This is a genomic window from Paraburkholderia xenovorans LB400 (genome assembly GCF_000013645.1).
Classification (GTDB): Bacteria; Pseudomonadota; Gammaproteobacteria; order Burkholderiales; family Burkholderiaceae; genus Paraburkholderia; species Paraburkholderia xenovorans.
This window is the reverse complement of record NC_007951.1, coordinates 2,273,683-2,287,470: the sequence shown is the minus strand read 5'-3', so window position 1 is coordinate 2,287,470 and position 13,788 is coordinate 2,273,683. Positions and strand designations below refer to the sequence as shown.

Genomic DNA, 13,788 nt, shown 5'->3' with positions numbered 1-13,788 from the left:
CCGCGGGTTCTCACCCCGCGTGCGCCTCCTCCGGCACCTGCGCCGCGCTTGCAGGCTGCGCCTCGCTCAATGCCCGATCGTGCCGCTCGAAAATCTCGCGCGCCGCGAACAGCGCGTTCAGCGCCGCTGGAAAGCCTGCATAAAGCGCCATCTGCATGAACACCTCGACGATCTCCTCGCGCGTGCAGCCGACGTTCAACGCCGCTTCGATATGCACCTTCAACTGCGGTTGCGCGCAGCCGAGCGTGGCCAGCGACGCGATCGTCGCGATTTCACGCGCGCGCAGGTCGAGCTGCGGCCGGCTGTAAATATCGCCGAAACCGAATTCGATCAGCAACTGGCCAAAATCCGGCGCGATCGGCGCGAGCGCGGCGATCACCTGCTCGCCGGCCGAGCCGTCGATCTCCTTCAGTTTGTCCCAGCCTCGGGCGTAGCGGTCGTTGTGTGCGTGATCCATGATGAGTCCTTTTCCTGGTGTGAATGCGTCGGGGTTTCGCCGGTCGGTTCGTCGATCTGTCGTGTCGAATGATCCGCGGCGGGTGCGCGTTCGGCCGCTTCGTAGTGCGCGATCTTGTCAACGATCGCGCCGAGATTGAGCTGCAACCCGGCGATGCGCGCCAAAACCGCGTCCCGATGCGCCACCAGCACGTCGCGGCGCGCGCCCACGCTCGGCTGGCCTTGCGCGCGCAGCGCCGCGAACGCCTGCATACCGGCGATCGGCATGCCGGTCGCCTTGAGCCGCATCACGAACCGCAGCCAGTCGAGATCGGCCGGCGAATACAGACGATGCCCCGCCGCCGTGCGCCCGACGGCGCGGATCAAGCCCGCCTGTTCGTAATAGCGCAGCGTATGCGTCGAGACGCCGATCGTTTCGGCAACTTGGCCGATGGTGAGTGCTTTCGAGATATTCGACATGACGGAACTCAGGTTAGGACTTCGAGTGCACTCTAAGTCAAGCGCGTCGTGCTGTCATTTGTTCTCGCCGCCGTTCTCGCTCGTTCTTTTTGGCACGCGCGTTTGATCGATAAACTCACAACAGCCTAATAACCAGGCAAAAAGGTTTAAATCCTGTTCACATTGATTTACTTGTCACGAATCGATCGGTATAAATCGTCCGCGTCCGCAAATAAGGGCGCGCAATTTGTTCTATGCTTAAGCGCAGCATCTGCTGACAGGATGCGTCGTCCCGAGTCTTCCTGAATCGTCCCTTTGCGGCTAACTTTTTTGCCCTCAATGGAGTGCTTGCCATGCTGAAGAAGCTTTTAATGCTTTGCGTCGCGTTGGCTTTATCGCTGTCGGCCGGATTCGCGGCGGCCGTCGAAGTGAATTCCGCCGACCAGGCGGCGCTCGAATCGGTCAAGGGTATCGGGCCGGTGCATGCGAAAGCGATCATCGACGAACGCACAAAGAATGGCCCGTTCAAGAACGCCGATGATCTCGCCACACGCGTCAAGGGCATCGGCACGAAATCGGTGACCAACCTCGAAGCGGCCGGCCTGACGATCAACGGCTCATCCACGCCGCCTACCGGCGCCAAGCCCGCCACCAAGGCGGCCGGCACCAAGGCAGCACCGGCCGCCGCTCCTGCGGCCACTGCCGCGACCACCCCGGCGACCACGCCGGCAGCGCCGGCAGCGAACGCCACGCCGGCCGCGCCAACTGAAGCTTCCGGCGCGAAGGCGTCGAAGTCGAAGAAGAAGAGCAAGGCCGCGGCCTCCGAGGCGGCAGCGGCTTCCGCACCGGCCGCGACAACCGCGGCGGCGCCGGCCGATGCCTCCGGCAGCAAGGCTTCGAAGAAGAAAGCGAAGAAGAGCAAGGCCGCATCGGCTGCGGCGGCCTCGGGCGGTGCGTGAACCGGACGCGGACCGACGCGAATGAAACGGAGTACGAAACAGGATTGAGCGCCGGCAGCGTAGCGGCCCGTGTGATCCGCGCATGAACCTCATGCAACGAACCACCGGCGCCGTCCCGCCGCCGCCCGCCTTCCTTCCACGGCGCCGCGCAAGCGCGGCGTTTCACCCGCCGACCCGTCAAACACGTGTCGGCATTCAAGAGAGACCGTCATGAGCCTACTCGACACACTCGGTTCCCTGGTTGGCAAGTCGCCCGAAGGCGGAGGCCAGCAAGCCCTGGTTGCGGCCGCACTCGAATTCGTCAATAGCCAGCCGGGCGGCCTGAACGGCCTGATCGACCGCTTCAGGGAAAAAGGTCTCGGCGACGTCGTGACCTCGTGGGTCAGCAACGGCGAGAACCAGCCGATCGCGGCCGACGCGCTGCACAGCGTGCTCGGCTCCGAGACCGTCGCCAACCTCGCGGCAAAAGCCGGCGTGCAGCCGGATCAGGTCACCGGCCTGCTGTCGCAGATTCTGCCGCACGTCGTCAATGCCGCCACGCCCGAAGGCGAAGTGCCGGCCGAGGGCAAGCTGAACGCCACCACCGTGCTCGGCGCGCTCGGCGGCCTGTCGGCGCTGTTCGGCAAGGGCAACGCTTAAGCACCGAACGAACGCACGCAATCGCATGGCCCGCGCGGGCAGCGGGCAAAAAAAACCGGCAACGAAGTCACCTTCGTTGCCGGTTTTTTACTTCGGCGGGAACGGCTCGAACGCTGCCGTTCCGTCCTCGCCGAGCGCGTCCTGTTAATGCACGACGCGTTCAAACACCAGTTTGCCGTCTTCCACTTCGACCGGAATCACGTCTTTCGGACCGAACTTGCCGGCCAGAATCAGCTTGGCGACCGGATTCTCGATTTCCTGCTGGATGGCGCGCTTCAACGGCCGCGCACCGAACAGCGGATCGTAGCCGACCTTGCCGACGTGTTCGAGCGCCTCGTCCGACACCAGCAATTGCATATCGAGCTTGGCGAGCCGCTCCTGCAGACGCTGCAACTGGATCCGCGCGATCGACTGGATGTTCGAACGGTCGAGTGCATGGAACACCACCACGTCGTCGATCCGGTTCAGGAACTCGGGCCGGAAGTGCAGCTTCACTTCTTCCCAGACCGCGTCCTTCACGGCTTCCTGCGGTTCGCCGACCATTGCCTGGATCACCTGCGAACCGAGGTTCGACGTCATCACGATCACCGTGTTCTTGAAGTCCACGGTACGGCCCTGGCCGTCGGTCATGCGGCCGTCGTCGAGCACTTGCAGCAGCACGTTGAACACGTCCGGATGCGCCTTCTCGATTTCGTCGAGCAGGATCACGCTATACGGCTTGCGACGCACGGCTTCGGTCAGGTATCCACCCTCTTCGTAGCCGACGTATCCCGGCGGCGCACCGATCAGACGCGCGACGCTATGCTTCTCCATGAATTCGCTCATGTCGATACGGATCAGATGATCTTCCGAATCGAACAGGAACGACGCGAGCGCCTTGCACAACTCGGTCTTGCCCACGCCGGTCGGGCCGAGGAACAGGAACGAACCATACGGCCGGTTCGGATCCGACAGACCCGCACGCGAGCGGCGGATCGCATCGGCCACCGCGCTGATCGCCTCGTCCTGGCCGACCACGCGCGCGTGCAGCTTCTCTTCGATCTGCAGCAGCTTTTCGCGCTCGCCCTGCATCATGCGCGACACGGGAATGCCGGTGGCGCGCGACACGACTTCAGCGATTTCTTCCGCACCGACCTGCGTGCGCAAGAGGCGCGGGCGCGTCGGATTGTTCTGCTCGCTCGCCTCGGCCTTGGTCACTTCCTTCAACTGCGCTTCGAGTCCCGGCAGCTTGCCGTACTGCAACTCGGCGACCTTCTCGAGCTTGCCTTCACGTTGCAGGCGCGTGATTTCCGCACGCGTTTTTTCGATCTCTTCCTTCAGTTGCGCGCTGCCTTGCACCGCGGCTTTTTCCGCGGTCCAGATTTCGTCGAGGTCCGAATATTCGCGGTTCAGCCGCTCGATTTCTTCCTCGATCAGTTGCAGACGCTTCTGCGACGCTTCGTCTTTTTCCTTCTTGACGGCTTCGCGCTCAATCTTCAACTGGATCAAACGACGGTCGAGCCGATCCATCTCTTCCGGCTTCGAATCGATTTCCATCTTGATCTTCGAAGCGGCTTCGTCGATCAGGTCGATGGCCTTGTCCGGCAGGAACCGATCCGTGATGTAGCGATGCGACAGTTCAGCCGCCGCCACGATCGCCGGGTCGGTGATATCCACGCCGTGGTGCAGCTCGTACTTTTCCTGCAGACCGCGCAGGATCGCGATGGTGGCTTCGACCGTCGGTTCGTCGACCAGCACCTTCTGGAAGCGGCGTTCGAGCGCGGCGTCCTTTTCGATGTACTTGCGATATTCATCGAGCGTGGTCGCGCCGACGCAATGCAGCTCGCCGCGCGAGAGCGCCGGCTTGAGCATGTTGCCCGCGTCCATCGCGCCTTCGGCCTTGCCCGCACCGACCATAGTGTGAATTTCGTCGATGAAGACGATGGTCTGGCCTTCGTCTTTCGCGATGTCGTTCAGCACGGCCTTCAGGCGTTCTTCGAATTCGCCGCGATACTTGGCGCCGGCCAGCAACGCCGCCATATCGAGCGACAGCACGCGCTTGCCCTTGAGCGTCTCCGGCACTTCGCCGTTGACGATACGCTGCGCCAGACCTTCGACGATCGCGGTCTTACCCACGCCCGGTTCGCCGATCAGCACAGGGTTGTTCTTGGTGCGGCGTTGCAGGATCTGGATCGAGCGACGGATTTCGTCGTCGCGGCCGATCACCGGATCGAGCTTGCCGGCCCGCGCGCGCTCGGTCAGATCCACGGTGTATTTCTTCAGCGCCTCACGCTGGCTTTCCGCGTCCTGGCTATGCACCTGCGAACCGCCGCGCACCGCGGCGATCGCGCTTTCCAGCGACTTGCGCGACAAGCCATGCTGACGCGCCAGACGGCCGGCTTCGCCTTTGTCGTCCGCGACGGCGAGCAGGAACATCTCGCTCGCGATGAACGTGTCGTTGAGTTTTTGCGCTTCCTTGTCGGCCTGGTTCAGGAGGCCGGTCAGATCGCGGCCGATCTGCACGTTGCCGTCGGTGCCTTGCACTTGCGGCAGACGCGTGATGGCGTCGCCGAGCGCCGTTTGCAGCGCCTGCACATGCACGCCGGCACGCGAGAGCAGCGAACGCGCCGAGCCATCCTGTTGGGCGACGAGCGCCGACAGGACGTGAACCGGTTCGATGTATTGATTGTCGTGGCCGACAGCCAGACTTTGGGCATCGGCCAGTGCTTCCTGGAATTTAGTGGTGAGTTTGTCGATTCTCATCAAGAGACCTCCAATTTCGATTACCACCAAAATGAGGTGTTTTATCCAGGTTTCAAGCGCTTTTTTGCATCAGGCGACGAATATTTGACATTTGACGCAAGAGAACTGCCGCACCACGTTCAGGTAAGCGGCGCGGAGCCGCCGCCGGCCGGCGCAACCGGCACGATCGGAATCACGCTGCTCAGGCCGAGCAGCGCGGACAGCGGCCCGTGCGGCTGCGCCACCTCGCCAATGGTATGCCGGTCGAGCTCGGAGAGAAAGGCGTGGCGTGCCGCCTCGAGCGCGCCACGCAGACGGCACTGCGACGTAATGACGCAAGCCCGACGCTCGCCCTGCTGGTCCGGAAAACAGCCGACGAGTGCAAAGTCGCTTTCCGTCGCGCGCACGATTTCGCCGACCGTCAGCGCGCTGGTTCGATCGGCGAGCCGCAAGCCGCCGTTGCGCCCACGCACCGTCTCGACCCAGCCCAGTTCGCCGAGTTGCTGCACGACTTTCATCAAGTGATTCCGGGAAATGCCGTATGCGTCCGAAATGTCCTGGATCGTCGATAAGCCTTCGCCGCGCACGGCGAGGTATAGCAAAACGCGTAGTGAGTAATCCGTATAGTCGGTCAGTCTCATGGGTGCAGGTATCACGATGAACGCAAGCCGCGATCCGGAGATAACCGCGTCGATGCAAGGGTTGCCGTGGACCGTCGCTTCGCCCTAAGATGCAGGCGCTACGCATGTTTTCCTGTTTCTGCGCAGACGGGCGGTGTTGATCTTTCGGCAGTAATGGTAACGTTTCCTGCCTGGGGCATTCTTACGAAAAGCGGGGTATTCGCGGCCTACTTCCTTTCGTTTGGACTCCAGTTTGAGGCCATTTCTGACGCTGCGCGGGCGCCGTGTGGCAACTCGCAATGAAGCGCCGCATTTTCTGGAATCAGCATGAATCCGTCTTTCCCTGCCGCGCCGGCGGTTGAACGCGCCGCCCATCCCACCGAAGCGAATATCCGCGACCTGGTCTACGCCTTTTACGAGCGCGTGCGTGCCGATGCGCTGCTCGGCCCGGTGTTCGACGCGACGCTGGCGGACCGCTGGGACGATCATCTGCCCAAGATGTGTACGTTCTGGGGAAGCCTCGTCCTTGGCGCAAAGCAATACCGCGGCAACGTGCAGCAGGCACACCAGCCGCTCGAGGGAATCGAGCCGCAGCACTTCAGCCGCTGGCTGTATCTGTTTCTGGACACGGTCCAGTCGCGCTATGAGCCGGCCGCTGCGGTCCGTTTCATGGAACCGGCGCTGCGTATCGCCCAGAGTCTGCAGTTGAGTCGCTTCGGCTGGGATTACAAGATCCCGGAGGAACAACAGGCGCTGCTCGAACGCGTTGCGCCTAAACGGCCGCCGCGCGAGGGTGACGATGCCGCTCACGCGGCACGCGCGCCAGGCGAGTCGTTTCCGACGCGGGTTGTCGGTCGGGCTCGGGACGCGTGACTAGTGGGTTTATCGACGCTGGCGCGTTACGCGCTGATGCTTCGGGGCTGCTTCGGGGCTGCTTCGGGGCTGCTTCGGGGCTGCTTCGGGGCTGCTTCGGGGCTGCTTCGGGCTGTCTGCCTCAATACGGCTTCAGACTGTTTGGGCTCGTCACGCGCTCGCAAGATGCGGAGATGCCGTGGGGTGCCAGGCGCGCTTCAGAACCGTTTGAGAGCGCCAGAAACGCCTGCTGACTCCCATCATGCCGCAACCCCGCCACGCCTACTCCACCGTCCGATTGTCCGATTCGATGCCCCAGCGGGCGAGTGCCGCGTCGTCGGTGACACGGGCGTCGACCCAGCGCTCGCCGGCCTCGGTCTTCTCTTTCTTCCAGAACGGCGCCTGGGTCTTCAGATAATCCATCACGAATTCGCACGACGCGAAGGCTTCCCCGCGATGCGCGGCCGTCGTCGCCACCAGCACGATCTGATCGAGCGGATACAGCTTGCCGACCCGGTGCACGATCAGCACCTCGATGCCCGGCCAGCGTTCACGCGCGCTGACGATAATCGCCTCCAGCGACTTCTCCGTCATGCCGGGATAGTGTTCGAGCTCCATCGTCTCGATCATGCTGCCGTCGTTCAGGTCGCGCACGGTGCCGACAAAACAGGCGACCGCGCCGATCTTCGGGTTGCGCGCGCGCAATCCGGCGACCTCGGCGGTGAGGTCGAAGTCTTCCGTCTGGACACGAACGGGCATCTGCGGCTCCTGTACGGTTAGCTGCGTGGCGGCTCAGCCGCCGGTGACGGGCGGAAAGAACGCGACTTCGCAGCCCTCGGTGACGCGCGTGCCGGCGCCGGTCATGACGTGGTTGAGGGCCATGCGCAGCGCGCGGCCCTCGGCCAGCGTATCCGCCCAGATGCCGCCGCGCACGCGCAGCCACGCGCGCACGTCGCCGACGGTCGCGATGCCGTCGGGCAGATCGACGGTTTCGTCGGCCAATTCGAGCGCTTCGCGCACGCTCGCAAAATATCGGAGTTGGATCTTCATCGGGATGGCGCCGGCGGTTGCCGGCCTCAGTTCAACAGTTCGGAAAAAGGAATGAAGCGCACGGTCTCGCCAGCGCTGATCGCGTGGTTCGGCGGATTGTCGATCAGGCCGTCGCCCCAGACGGTCGAGGTCAGCACTGCCGAGCTCTGGTTCGGAAACAGATCGAGCCCGCCAGCCGGATTGATACGCGCGCGCAGGAATTCGTTGCGGCGGTCGGCCTTGCTCTGCGTGAAGTCCGCGCGCAGCGACAGCGCGCGCGGCGCGACCGCCTGCACGCCGGCCAGACTCAGGATGAACGGACGCACGAACAGCAGGAAGGTTGCGAAGCTGGACACCGGATTGCCCGGCAGACCGATAAAGAAGGTCTCCGCCGACGAGGTCTCGCCATGCCGCGCTGCACGGCGCACCGCGCCGAAGGCGAGCGGCTTGCCGGGCTTCATCGCGATCTGCCACATGGCGAGCCGCCCTTCTGCTTCCACAGCCGGCTTCACATGATCCTCCTCGCCCACCGACACGCCGCCGCACGTCAGGATGAGGTCGTGTGCCCCGGCGGCTTCGCGCAAGGTCGCGCGGGTCGCATCGAGCCTGTCGGCGACGATGCCGTAGTCGGTCACTTCGCAGCCGAGTTTTTCCAGCAGGCCACGCAGCGTGAAACGGTTCGAGTTGTAGATCGCGCCAGGCTTCAGCGGCTCGCCCGGCATGGTCAGCTCGTCGCCGGTGAAGAATACGGCAACCTTGACGCGCCGCCGCACCACGAGCTCGGCGCAACCAACCGACGCGGCGAGCCCCAATGCCTGCGGCGTAAGCCGCGTGCCCGCCGGCAGGATGACCGAACCGCTGCGGATATCCGCGCCCTGCGCTGTAATCCATTCGCCCGGTTCCGGACTGTGCAGGATCACGACGTCTGCGTCGGCGGCTTCGGTTTGCTCCTGCATCACGATCGCGTCGGCGCCGGGCGGCACCGTGGCGCCGGTGAAGATGCGCGCCGCCGTGCCGGGCTTGAGCGGCTCTGGCGCGTGGCCGGCCGGAATGCGCTGCGAAACCGGCAAGCGGCTGTAGTCCCGAACCGTCAGGTCCGCCGTGCGGATCGCATAGCCGTCCATTGAACTGGTGTTCATTGGCGGGACATCGAGCGGTGAAGTGACGTTGGCCGCGAGAACACGGTTCAGCGCATCCAGCGTGGGAATCGACTCTGTGCCGGCAATCGGGCTCGCGGCGCTGAGCAGGGTCGCCAGCGCTTCGGCGGTGGCGAGCATCGGCGCGCGGGGCGTGGGTGTGGACATCTCTGGTCTCGAAGCCGCAGGTTAAAAGAATATTGTAGCGGTCGAAGCAGGAAGCCTGGGCTGCGTGGCGTTACGGGAGGTTTCTGGTGGTTGGCGCTTGCCGCGAGATTTCGCGGCAAGCGTCGTTAAACATGGAGCGCACGGGGTGCAGCGAGCGTGCCGGACGGTGCGTGGGCCGCGGATCCGGTTACGCTTTACGGCAACGTGAGACTCGCTTACGCGTCCACGTTCGCCGCGATAAAGTCCTTCACGCGCTGAACGTCCGCGGGCAGCACTTCGAAGCGCTGCGGCAGGGATTCGAGGCCCGAGAAAGCCGCCGGCCGCTCCGGTTCGCGCAGCAGCGCTTCGCGGATCGTCTCGCCGAATTTGATCGGTTGCGCGGTCTCCAGCACGATCATCGGAATGCCCGGCTGCAGATATTCGCGCGCGACCTTCAGTCCGTCGGCCGTGTGCGTGTCGATCATCGTGTCGTAACGCTCGAACACGTCGCGGATGGTCTCCACGCGCGATTCGTGGCTGCTGCGGCCCGACACGAAACCGAATTGCTGCACGCGCGCAAAGTCCCCGCTCGCGGCGAGGTCGAAACCGCCCTTCTCTTCGACGTCGCGGAACAGTTGCAGCACGCGCGCCGGATCGCGGCCGAGCAGATCGAACACGAAACGCTCGAAGTTCGAAGCCTTCGAAATGTCCATGCTCGGGCTGCTGGTGTGATACGTCTCGGCCGCCTTGCGCACGCGGTAAATACCGGTGCGGAAAAACTCGTCGAGCACGTCGTTTTCGTTCGTCGCCACGACCAGCTTTTCGATCGGCAAACCCATCATGCGCGCGATGTGACCCGCGCACACGTTGCCGAAGTTGCCCGACGGCACCGTGAACGACACGCGCTCGTCGTTCGACTTCGTGGCCGCAAAGTAGCCCTTGAAGTAATACACGACCTGCGCGACGACGCGCGCCCAGTTGATCGAGTTGACCGTGCCGATCCTGTACTTCGCCTTGAATGCGTGATCGTTCGAGACGGCCTTGACGATGTCCTGCGCGTCGTCGAACACGCCTTCCACCGCGATGTTGAAGATGTTCGGATCCTGCAGGCTGTACATCTGCGCGGTCTGGAACGCGCTCATCTTCCTGTGCGGCGAGAGCATGAACACGCTGATGCCTTTCTTGCCGCGCATCGCGTATTCCGCGGCGCTGCCGGTGTCGCCCGAGGTCGCGCCGAGAATGTTCAGCGTTTGACCGTGCTTTGCCAGCGTGTATTCGAACAGGTTGCCGATCAACTGCATCGCCATGTCCTTGAATGCGAGCGTCGGTCCGTTCGAGAGTTCCAGCAGCGACAGCGGCGCGCCGTTCTCGACGCCGAGCGTCTTCAGCGGCGTGATCTGCGCGGCGCTTTCGTCGTCGCGCACGTTGCAGTAGGTGGCCGCGGTGTACGTTTTGCGTGTGAGCGCGCGCAGGTCTTCGGCGGGAATGTCGTCGCTGAATCGGGACAGGATCTCGAAGGCCAGGTCCGCGTACGGCAGCGTGCGCCAGCGCGTCAGTTCGTCGCCGGTGATGCGCGGATATTCGGCGGGCAGGTACAGGCCGCCGTCTTTCGCGAGACCGCCCAGCAGGATGTCGGAAAAGGTATGGTGCTCGCCGGCTCCGGCGCCGCGCGTGGAGAGGTAGTTCATAGTTCGGCCTAGTTCAGCGCTTCCATGCGCAGCTTCGTGACTTGCGAAACAACGGTCTTCAGCGCTTCGATCGTCTTGATCGCGGCGTTGACGTTCTTCTCAACCGTTTCGTGCGTAATCAGGATGATGTCGGTTTCGCCCTTGCCGTTCGCGTCGACCTGCTCCGATTCCTTCTGCAGCAGCGCGTCGATCGAAATGCCGGTATCGGCCAGAATGCGCGTGATGTCAGCCAGCACGCCGGTCACGTCCGCCACCCGCAGACGCAGGTAGTAGCCGCTCGTCACTTCGTCGATCGGCAGGATCGGGGTGTTCGACAGGCTGTCCGGCTGGAACGCCAGATGCGGCACGCGGTGCTCCGGGTCCGCCGTGTGCAGACGCGTCACGTCGACCAGATCGGCCACCACCGCGGAAGCCGTGGGCTCGGCGCCCGCGCCCTTGCCGTAGTACAGCGTGGTGCCGACCGCGTCGCCGTGCACGACGACTGCGTTCATCGCGCCTTCCACGTTCGCCAGCAGGCGCTTTTCCGGAATCAGCGTGGGATGCACGCGCAATTCGATGCCTTTATCTGTGCGGCGCGCAATGCCGAGCAGCTTGATACGGTAGCCGAGTTCCTCGGCATATCTGATGTCGATCGCCGCGAGCTTGCTGATGCCTTCGACGTAGGCCTTGTCGAACTGCACCGGCACGCCGAACGCGATCGCGCTCATGATGGTCGCCTTGTGCGCGGCGTCCACGCCTTCGATGTCGAAGGTCGGGTCGGCTTCGGCATAACCGAGGTCCTGCGCCGCTTTCAGCGCGGTCGCGAAGTCGAGCCCGCGGTCGCGCATTTCCGAGAGAATGTAGTTCGTGGTGCCGTTGATGATGCCCGCAATGTACTGGATGCGATTGGCCGTGAGCCCTTCGCGCAGCGCCTTGATGATCGGAATCCCGCCCGCCACCGCCGCCTCGAACGACACCATCACGCCGTTGGCGCGCGCCGCTTCGAAAATCTCCGTGCCGTGCACCGCGAGCAGCGCCTTGTTGGCGGTCACCACATGCTTGCGGTTGCGGATCGCGCGCAGCACGAGGTCGCGCGCCACGCCCGTGCCGCCGATCATTTCGGCCACGATATCGATCGACGGGTCGTCGACCACCGCGTTGAAGTCATCGGTCAGCGCCACGGTGCCTGCCTCGGCGCCGAGCACCGCCGTCGCTTTGGCGGGATTGCGCACGGCAATGCGCGCGATCTCGATGCCGCGGCCCGCGCGGCGTTTGATTTCTTCCTGATTGCGGCGCAGTACCGTGAAGGTGCCGCTGCCTACCGTGCCGAAGCCCAGCAGTCCAACTTTGATCGGTTCCATGCAGCGTGTGTTTTCGAGTAGATGATTAAAAGTAAACGGGCTTCGGGTCCGGCGCGGTCCGCGCGGCGCGGCATGCGCCCAGACGTATTTGCTGTGAGGCGCGCCGGCCGTGCGCCCGGTTCCTATTGTGCGCTAGGCTGTGTGACGCTTGCGGTAGCCGTCGAGGAAACGCGCGATCCGGTTGATCGAATCCGCAAGGTCGTCCACGTTCGGCAGGAACACGACGCGGAAGTGATCCGGCGTCGGCCAGTTGAAGCCGGTGCCCTGCACGAGCAGCACGCGCTCTTCCAGCAGAAGGTCGAGGATGAACTGCTGATCGTCCTGGATCGGATAGATCTTCGGATCCAGGCGCGGGAACATGTACAGCGCCGCTTCGGGCTTCACGCAACTCACGCCGGGGATCGCCGTCAGCATGTCATACGCGAGTTCGCGCTGTTTGTACAGGCGCCCGCTCGGCACGATCAGGTCGTTGATGCTCTGGTAGCCGCCGAGCGCGGTCTGGATCGCGTACTGGCCGGGCACGTTCGGGCAGAGGCGCATGGAAGCCAGAATGCCGAGCCCTTCGAAGTAGTCTTTGGCGTGGCGGCGGTTCTCGCCGGCGGTCAGGCCCGAGATGAACATCCAGCCGGCGCGATAACCGCACGACCGGTAGCTCTTCGACAGGCTATTGAACGTGACCGTAAGCACGTCTTCGGAGAGCGCCGCCATCGACGTATGCTTCTTGCCGTCGTAGACGATCTTGTCGTAGACCTCGTCGGCGAAGATCACGAGGCCGTGCTGGCGGGCGATCTCGATCAGGCCGAGCAGCAGTTCGTCCGAATACAGCGCGCCGGTCGGGTTGTTCGGGTTGATGACCACGAGCGCGCGCGTGTTCGGCGTGATCTTCGCGCGAATGTCGTCGAGATCGGGCATCCAGCTATTCGATTCGTCGCAGATGTAGTGCACCGGCGTGCCGCCCGACAGGCTCACGCCGGCGGTCCACAGCGGGTAGTCCGGCGCGGGCAGCAGCACTTCGTCGCCGTCGTTGAGCAACCCTTGCAGCGCCATCACGATCAGCTCCGAGGCGCCGTTGCCGATATAGATGTCGTCCAGTTCCACGCCGTGCACGCCCTTTTGCTGCGTGTAATGCATGATCGCCTTGCGCGCGGCGAACACCCCCTTGGAATCGGAATAACCCGACGAACCCGGCAGGTTCAGGATCATGTCCTGAATGATTTCGTCCGGCGCGTCGAAGCCGAACGGCGCCAGATTGCCGATGTTCAGCTTGATGATGCGGTGGCCCTCTTCTTCGAGCCGCTTCGCATGTTCGAGGACGGGCCCGCGAATGTCGTAGCAGACATTCAACAACTTGTTGGATTTGAGTATCGGTTTCACGGCGGGCACTTCATCCTGGTTGATGGCTGGGGCAAACCGGCGCGGGCAACGGCAACAGGGCCGGGCAGGTTTGCCGATATGGGGAATCCGGACGCGGCACGGACGGCGACGGCACGCGACGGCCGGCGGACGCGGATCGGGTCAGGTCAATCACAGAGCCCATTACAGAGCCCATTCGTCGAGCCGCTGCGCCAAGCCGCTTCGCGCACCCTCCTCGCGATGGCGAACACAGACACAGCAGACGAAAAGCGGCCGAAAGCGGGCAAAACCAAGGCGGGTAGCCGGTGGGCCGCACCCGCCGACTCAGCGCGGCTTGTGGCGGCATATGAGCGAGGGGCGCCGCAAGGCGGCTAAAAAGTTATAATTTAGCGGATTTTGGCCGACTTCCG

At 63.8% G+C, this 13,788-nt stretch carries 12 protein-coding genes and 1 pseudogene; 3 read left to right on the top strand and 10 right to left on the bottom strand.

Going from position 1 to position 13,788, the window contains the following annotated elements:
• Nucleotides 1–10: 10 nt before the first annotated feature.
• Both BXE_RS10250 and BXE_RS10245 read right to left on the bottom strand, forming a co-directional pair.
• Nucleotides 11–457 carry a carboxymuconolactone decarboxylase family protein gene (locus tag BXE_RS10250; RefSeq protein WP_011488238.1) on the bottom strand — a complete coding sequence of 149 codons (447 nt, stop codon included), beginning with the start codon at nt 455–457 and terminating at the stop codon, nt 11–13.
• The gene (locus tag BXE_RS10245) at nt 409–915 is read right to left on the bottom strand and encodes a MerR family transcriptional regulator (protein WP_011488237.1); all 507 of its coding nucleotides are present in this window, start codon (nt 913–915) and stop codon (nt 409–411) included. The genes BXE_RS10250 and BXE_RS10245 overlap by 49 nt, the downstream gene beginning before the upstream one ends.
• A 332-nt stretch (nt 916–1,247) precedes the next feature.
• Between BXE_RS10245 and BXE_RS10240 the strand changes: the two genes are divergently transcribed.
• A complete protein-coding gene (locus tag BXE_RS10240) occupies nt 1,248–1,853 on the top strand; it encodes a ComEA family DNA-binding protein (RefSeq protein ID WP_011488236.1) in 606 nt (201 codons plus the stop codon).
• Nucleotides 1,854–2,060: 207 nt separating this feature from the next.
• Nucleotides 2,061–2,492 (top strand): annotated as a pseudogene (locus BXE_RS10235) (YidB family protein); the annotation flags it as partial.
• A gap of 144 nt (nt 2,493–2,636) precedes the next feature.
• On the opposite strand, the gene clpB reads toward BXE_RS10235, so the two are convergent.
• Both clpB and BXE_RS10225 read right to left on the bottom strand, forming a co-directional pair.
• A complete protein-coding gene (gene clpB / locus BXE_RS10230) occupies nt 2,637–5,234 on the bottom strand; it encodes an ATP-dependent chaperone ClpB (RefSeq protein ID WP_007182083.1) in 2,598 nt (865 codons plus the stop codon).
• Nucleotides 5,235–5,353: 119 nt separating this feature from the next.
• Nucleotides 5,354–5,854 carry an Rrf2 family transcriptional regulator gene (locus BXE_RS10225; RefSeq protein ID WP_011488234.1) on the bottom strand — a complete coding sequence of 167 codons (501 nt, stop codon included), beginning with the start codon at nt 5,852–5,854 and terminating at the stop codon, nt 5,354–5,356.
• Between the two features lie 306 nt (nt 5,855–6,160).
• Between BXE_RS10225 and BXE_RS10220 the strand changes: the two genes are divergently transcribed.
• Nucleotides 6,161–6,706 carry a group III truncated hemoglobin gene (locus BXE_RS10220; protein WP_011488233.1) on the top strand — a complete coding sequence of 182 codons (546 nt, stop codon included), beginning with the start codon at nt 6,161–6,163 and terminating at the stop codon, nt 6,704–6,706.
• 261 nt (nt 6,707–6,967) lie between these two features.
• Here the strand turns inward: BXE_RS10220 and BXE_RS10215 are convergent, their stop codons facing one another.
• The 6 genes from BXE_RS10215 to BXE_RS10190 all read right to left on the bottom strand — a co-directional run bounded on the left by BXE_RS10215 (nt 6,968) and on the right by BXE_RS10190 (nt 13,408).
• Nucleotides 6,968–7,444: a molybdenum cofactor biosynthesis protein MoaE gene (locus BXE_RS10215; protein WP_011488232.1), complete on the bottom strand. Its 477-nt coding sequence runs from the start codon at nt 7,442–7,444 to the stop codon at nt 6,968–6,970.
• Between the two features lie 33 nt (nt 7,445–7,477).
• Nucleotides 7,478–7,735, bottom strand: coding sequence for a molybdopterin converting factor subunit 1 (gene moaD / locus BXE_RS10210; protein ID WP_007182087.1), 258 nt, complete (start codon nt 7,733–7,735; stop codon nt 7,478–7,480).
• A gap of 26 nt (nt 7,736–7,761) precedes the next feature.
• Nucleotides 7,762–8,991 (bottom strand): molybdopterin molybdotransferase MoeA, encoded by a 1,230-nt coding sequence (glp, locus tag BXE_RS10205; protein ID WP_038456231.1) that lies wholly within the window; start codon nt 8,989–8,991, stop codon nt 7,762–7,764.
• 242 nt (nt 8,992–9,233) lie between these two features.
• Nucleotides 9,234–10,685: a threonine synthase gene (thrC, locus tag BXE_RS10200; protein WP_011488230.1), complete on the bottom strand. Its 1,452-nt coding sequence runs from the start codon at nt 10,683–10,685 to the stop codon at nt 9,234–9,236.
• Between the two features lie 8 nt (nt 10,686–10,693).
• Nucleotides 10,694–12,025 carry a homoserine dehydrogenase gene (locus tag BXE_RS10195; RefSeq protein ID WP_011488229.1) on the bottom strand — a complete coding sequence of 444 codons (1,332 nt, stop codon included), beginning with the start codon at nt 12,023–12,025 and terminating at the stop codon, nt 10,694–10,696.
• A gap of 132 nt (nt 12,026–12,157) precedes the next feature.
• A complete protein-coding gene (locus tag BXE_RS10190) occupies nt 12,158–13,408 on the bottom strand; it encodes a pyridoxal phosphate-dependent aminotransferase (RefSeq protein WP_007182091.1) in 1,251 nt (416 codons plus the stop codon).
• Nucleotides 13,409–13,788: the final 380 nt, after the last annotated feature.

Excerpts from the sequence above, each read along its gene's own strand:
- BXE_RS10250 (WP_011488238.1), bottom strand. The coding sequence starts at position 457 with ATGGATCACGCACACAACGACCGCTACGCCCGAGGCTGGGACAAACTG.
- BXE_RS10245 (WP_011488237.1), bottom strand. The coding sequence starts at position 915 with ATGTCGAATATCTCGAAAGCACTCACCATCGGCCAAGTTGCCGAAACG.
- BXE_RS10240 (WP_011488236.1), top strand. The coding sequence starts at position 1,248 with ATGCTGAAGAAGCTTTTAATGCTTTGCGTCGCGTTGGCTTTATCGCTG.
- clpB (WP_007182083.1), bottom strand. The coding sequence starts at position 5,234 with ATGAGAATCGACAAACTCACCACTAAATTCCAGGAAGCACTGGCCGAT.
- BXE_RS10225 (WP_011488234.1), bottom strand. The coding sequence starts at position 5,854 with ATGAGACTGACCGACTATACGGATTACTCACTACGCGTTTTGCTATAC.
- BXE_RS10220 (WP_011488233.1), top strand. The coding sequence starts at position 6,161 with ATGAATCCGTCTTTCCCTGCCGCGCCGGCGGTTGAACGCGCCGCCCAT.
- BXE_RS10215 (WP_011488232.1), bottom strand. The coding sequence starts at position 7,444 with ATGCCCGTTCGTGTCCAGACGGAAGACTTCGACCTCACCGCCGAGGTC.
- moaD (WP_007182087.1), bottom strand. The coding sequence starts at position 7,735 with ATGAAGATCCAACTCCGATATTTTGCGAGCGTGCGCGAAGCGCTCGAA.
- glp (WP_038456231.1), bottom strand. The coding sequence starts at position 8,991 with ATGCTCGCCACCGCCGAAGCGCTGGCGACCCTGCTCAGCGCCGCGAGC.
- thrC (WP_011488230.1), bottom strand. The coding sequence starts at position 10,685 with ATGAACTACCTCTCCACGCGCGGCGCCGGAGCCGGCGAGCACCATACC.
- BXE_RS10195 (WP_011488229.1), bottom strand. The coding sequence starts at position 12,025 with ATGGAACCGATCAAAGTTGGACTGCTGGGCTTCGGCACGGTAGGCAGC.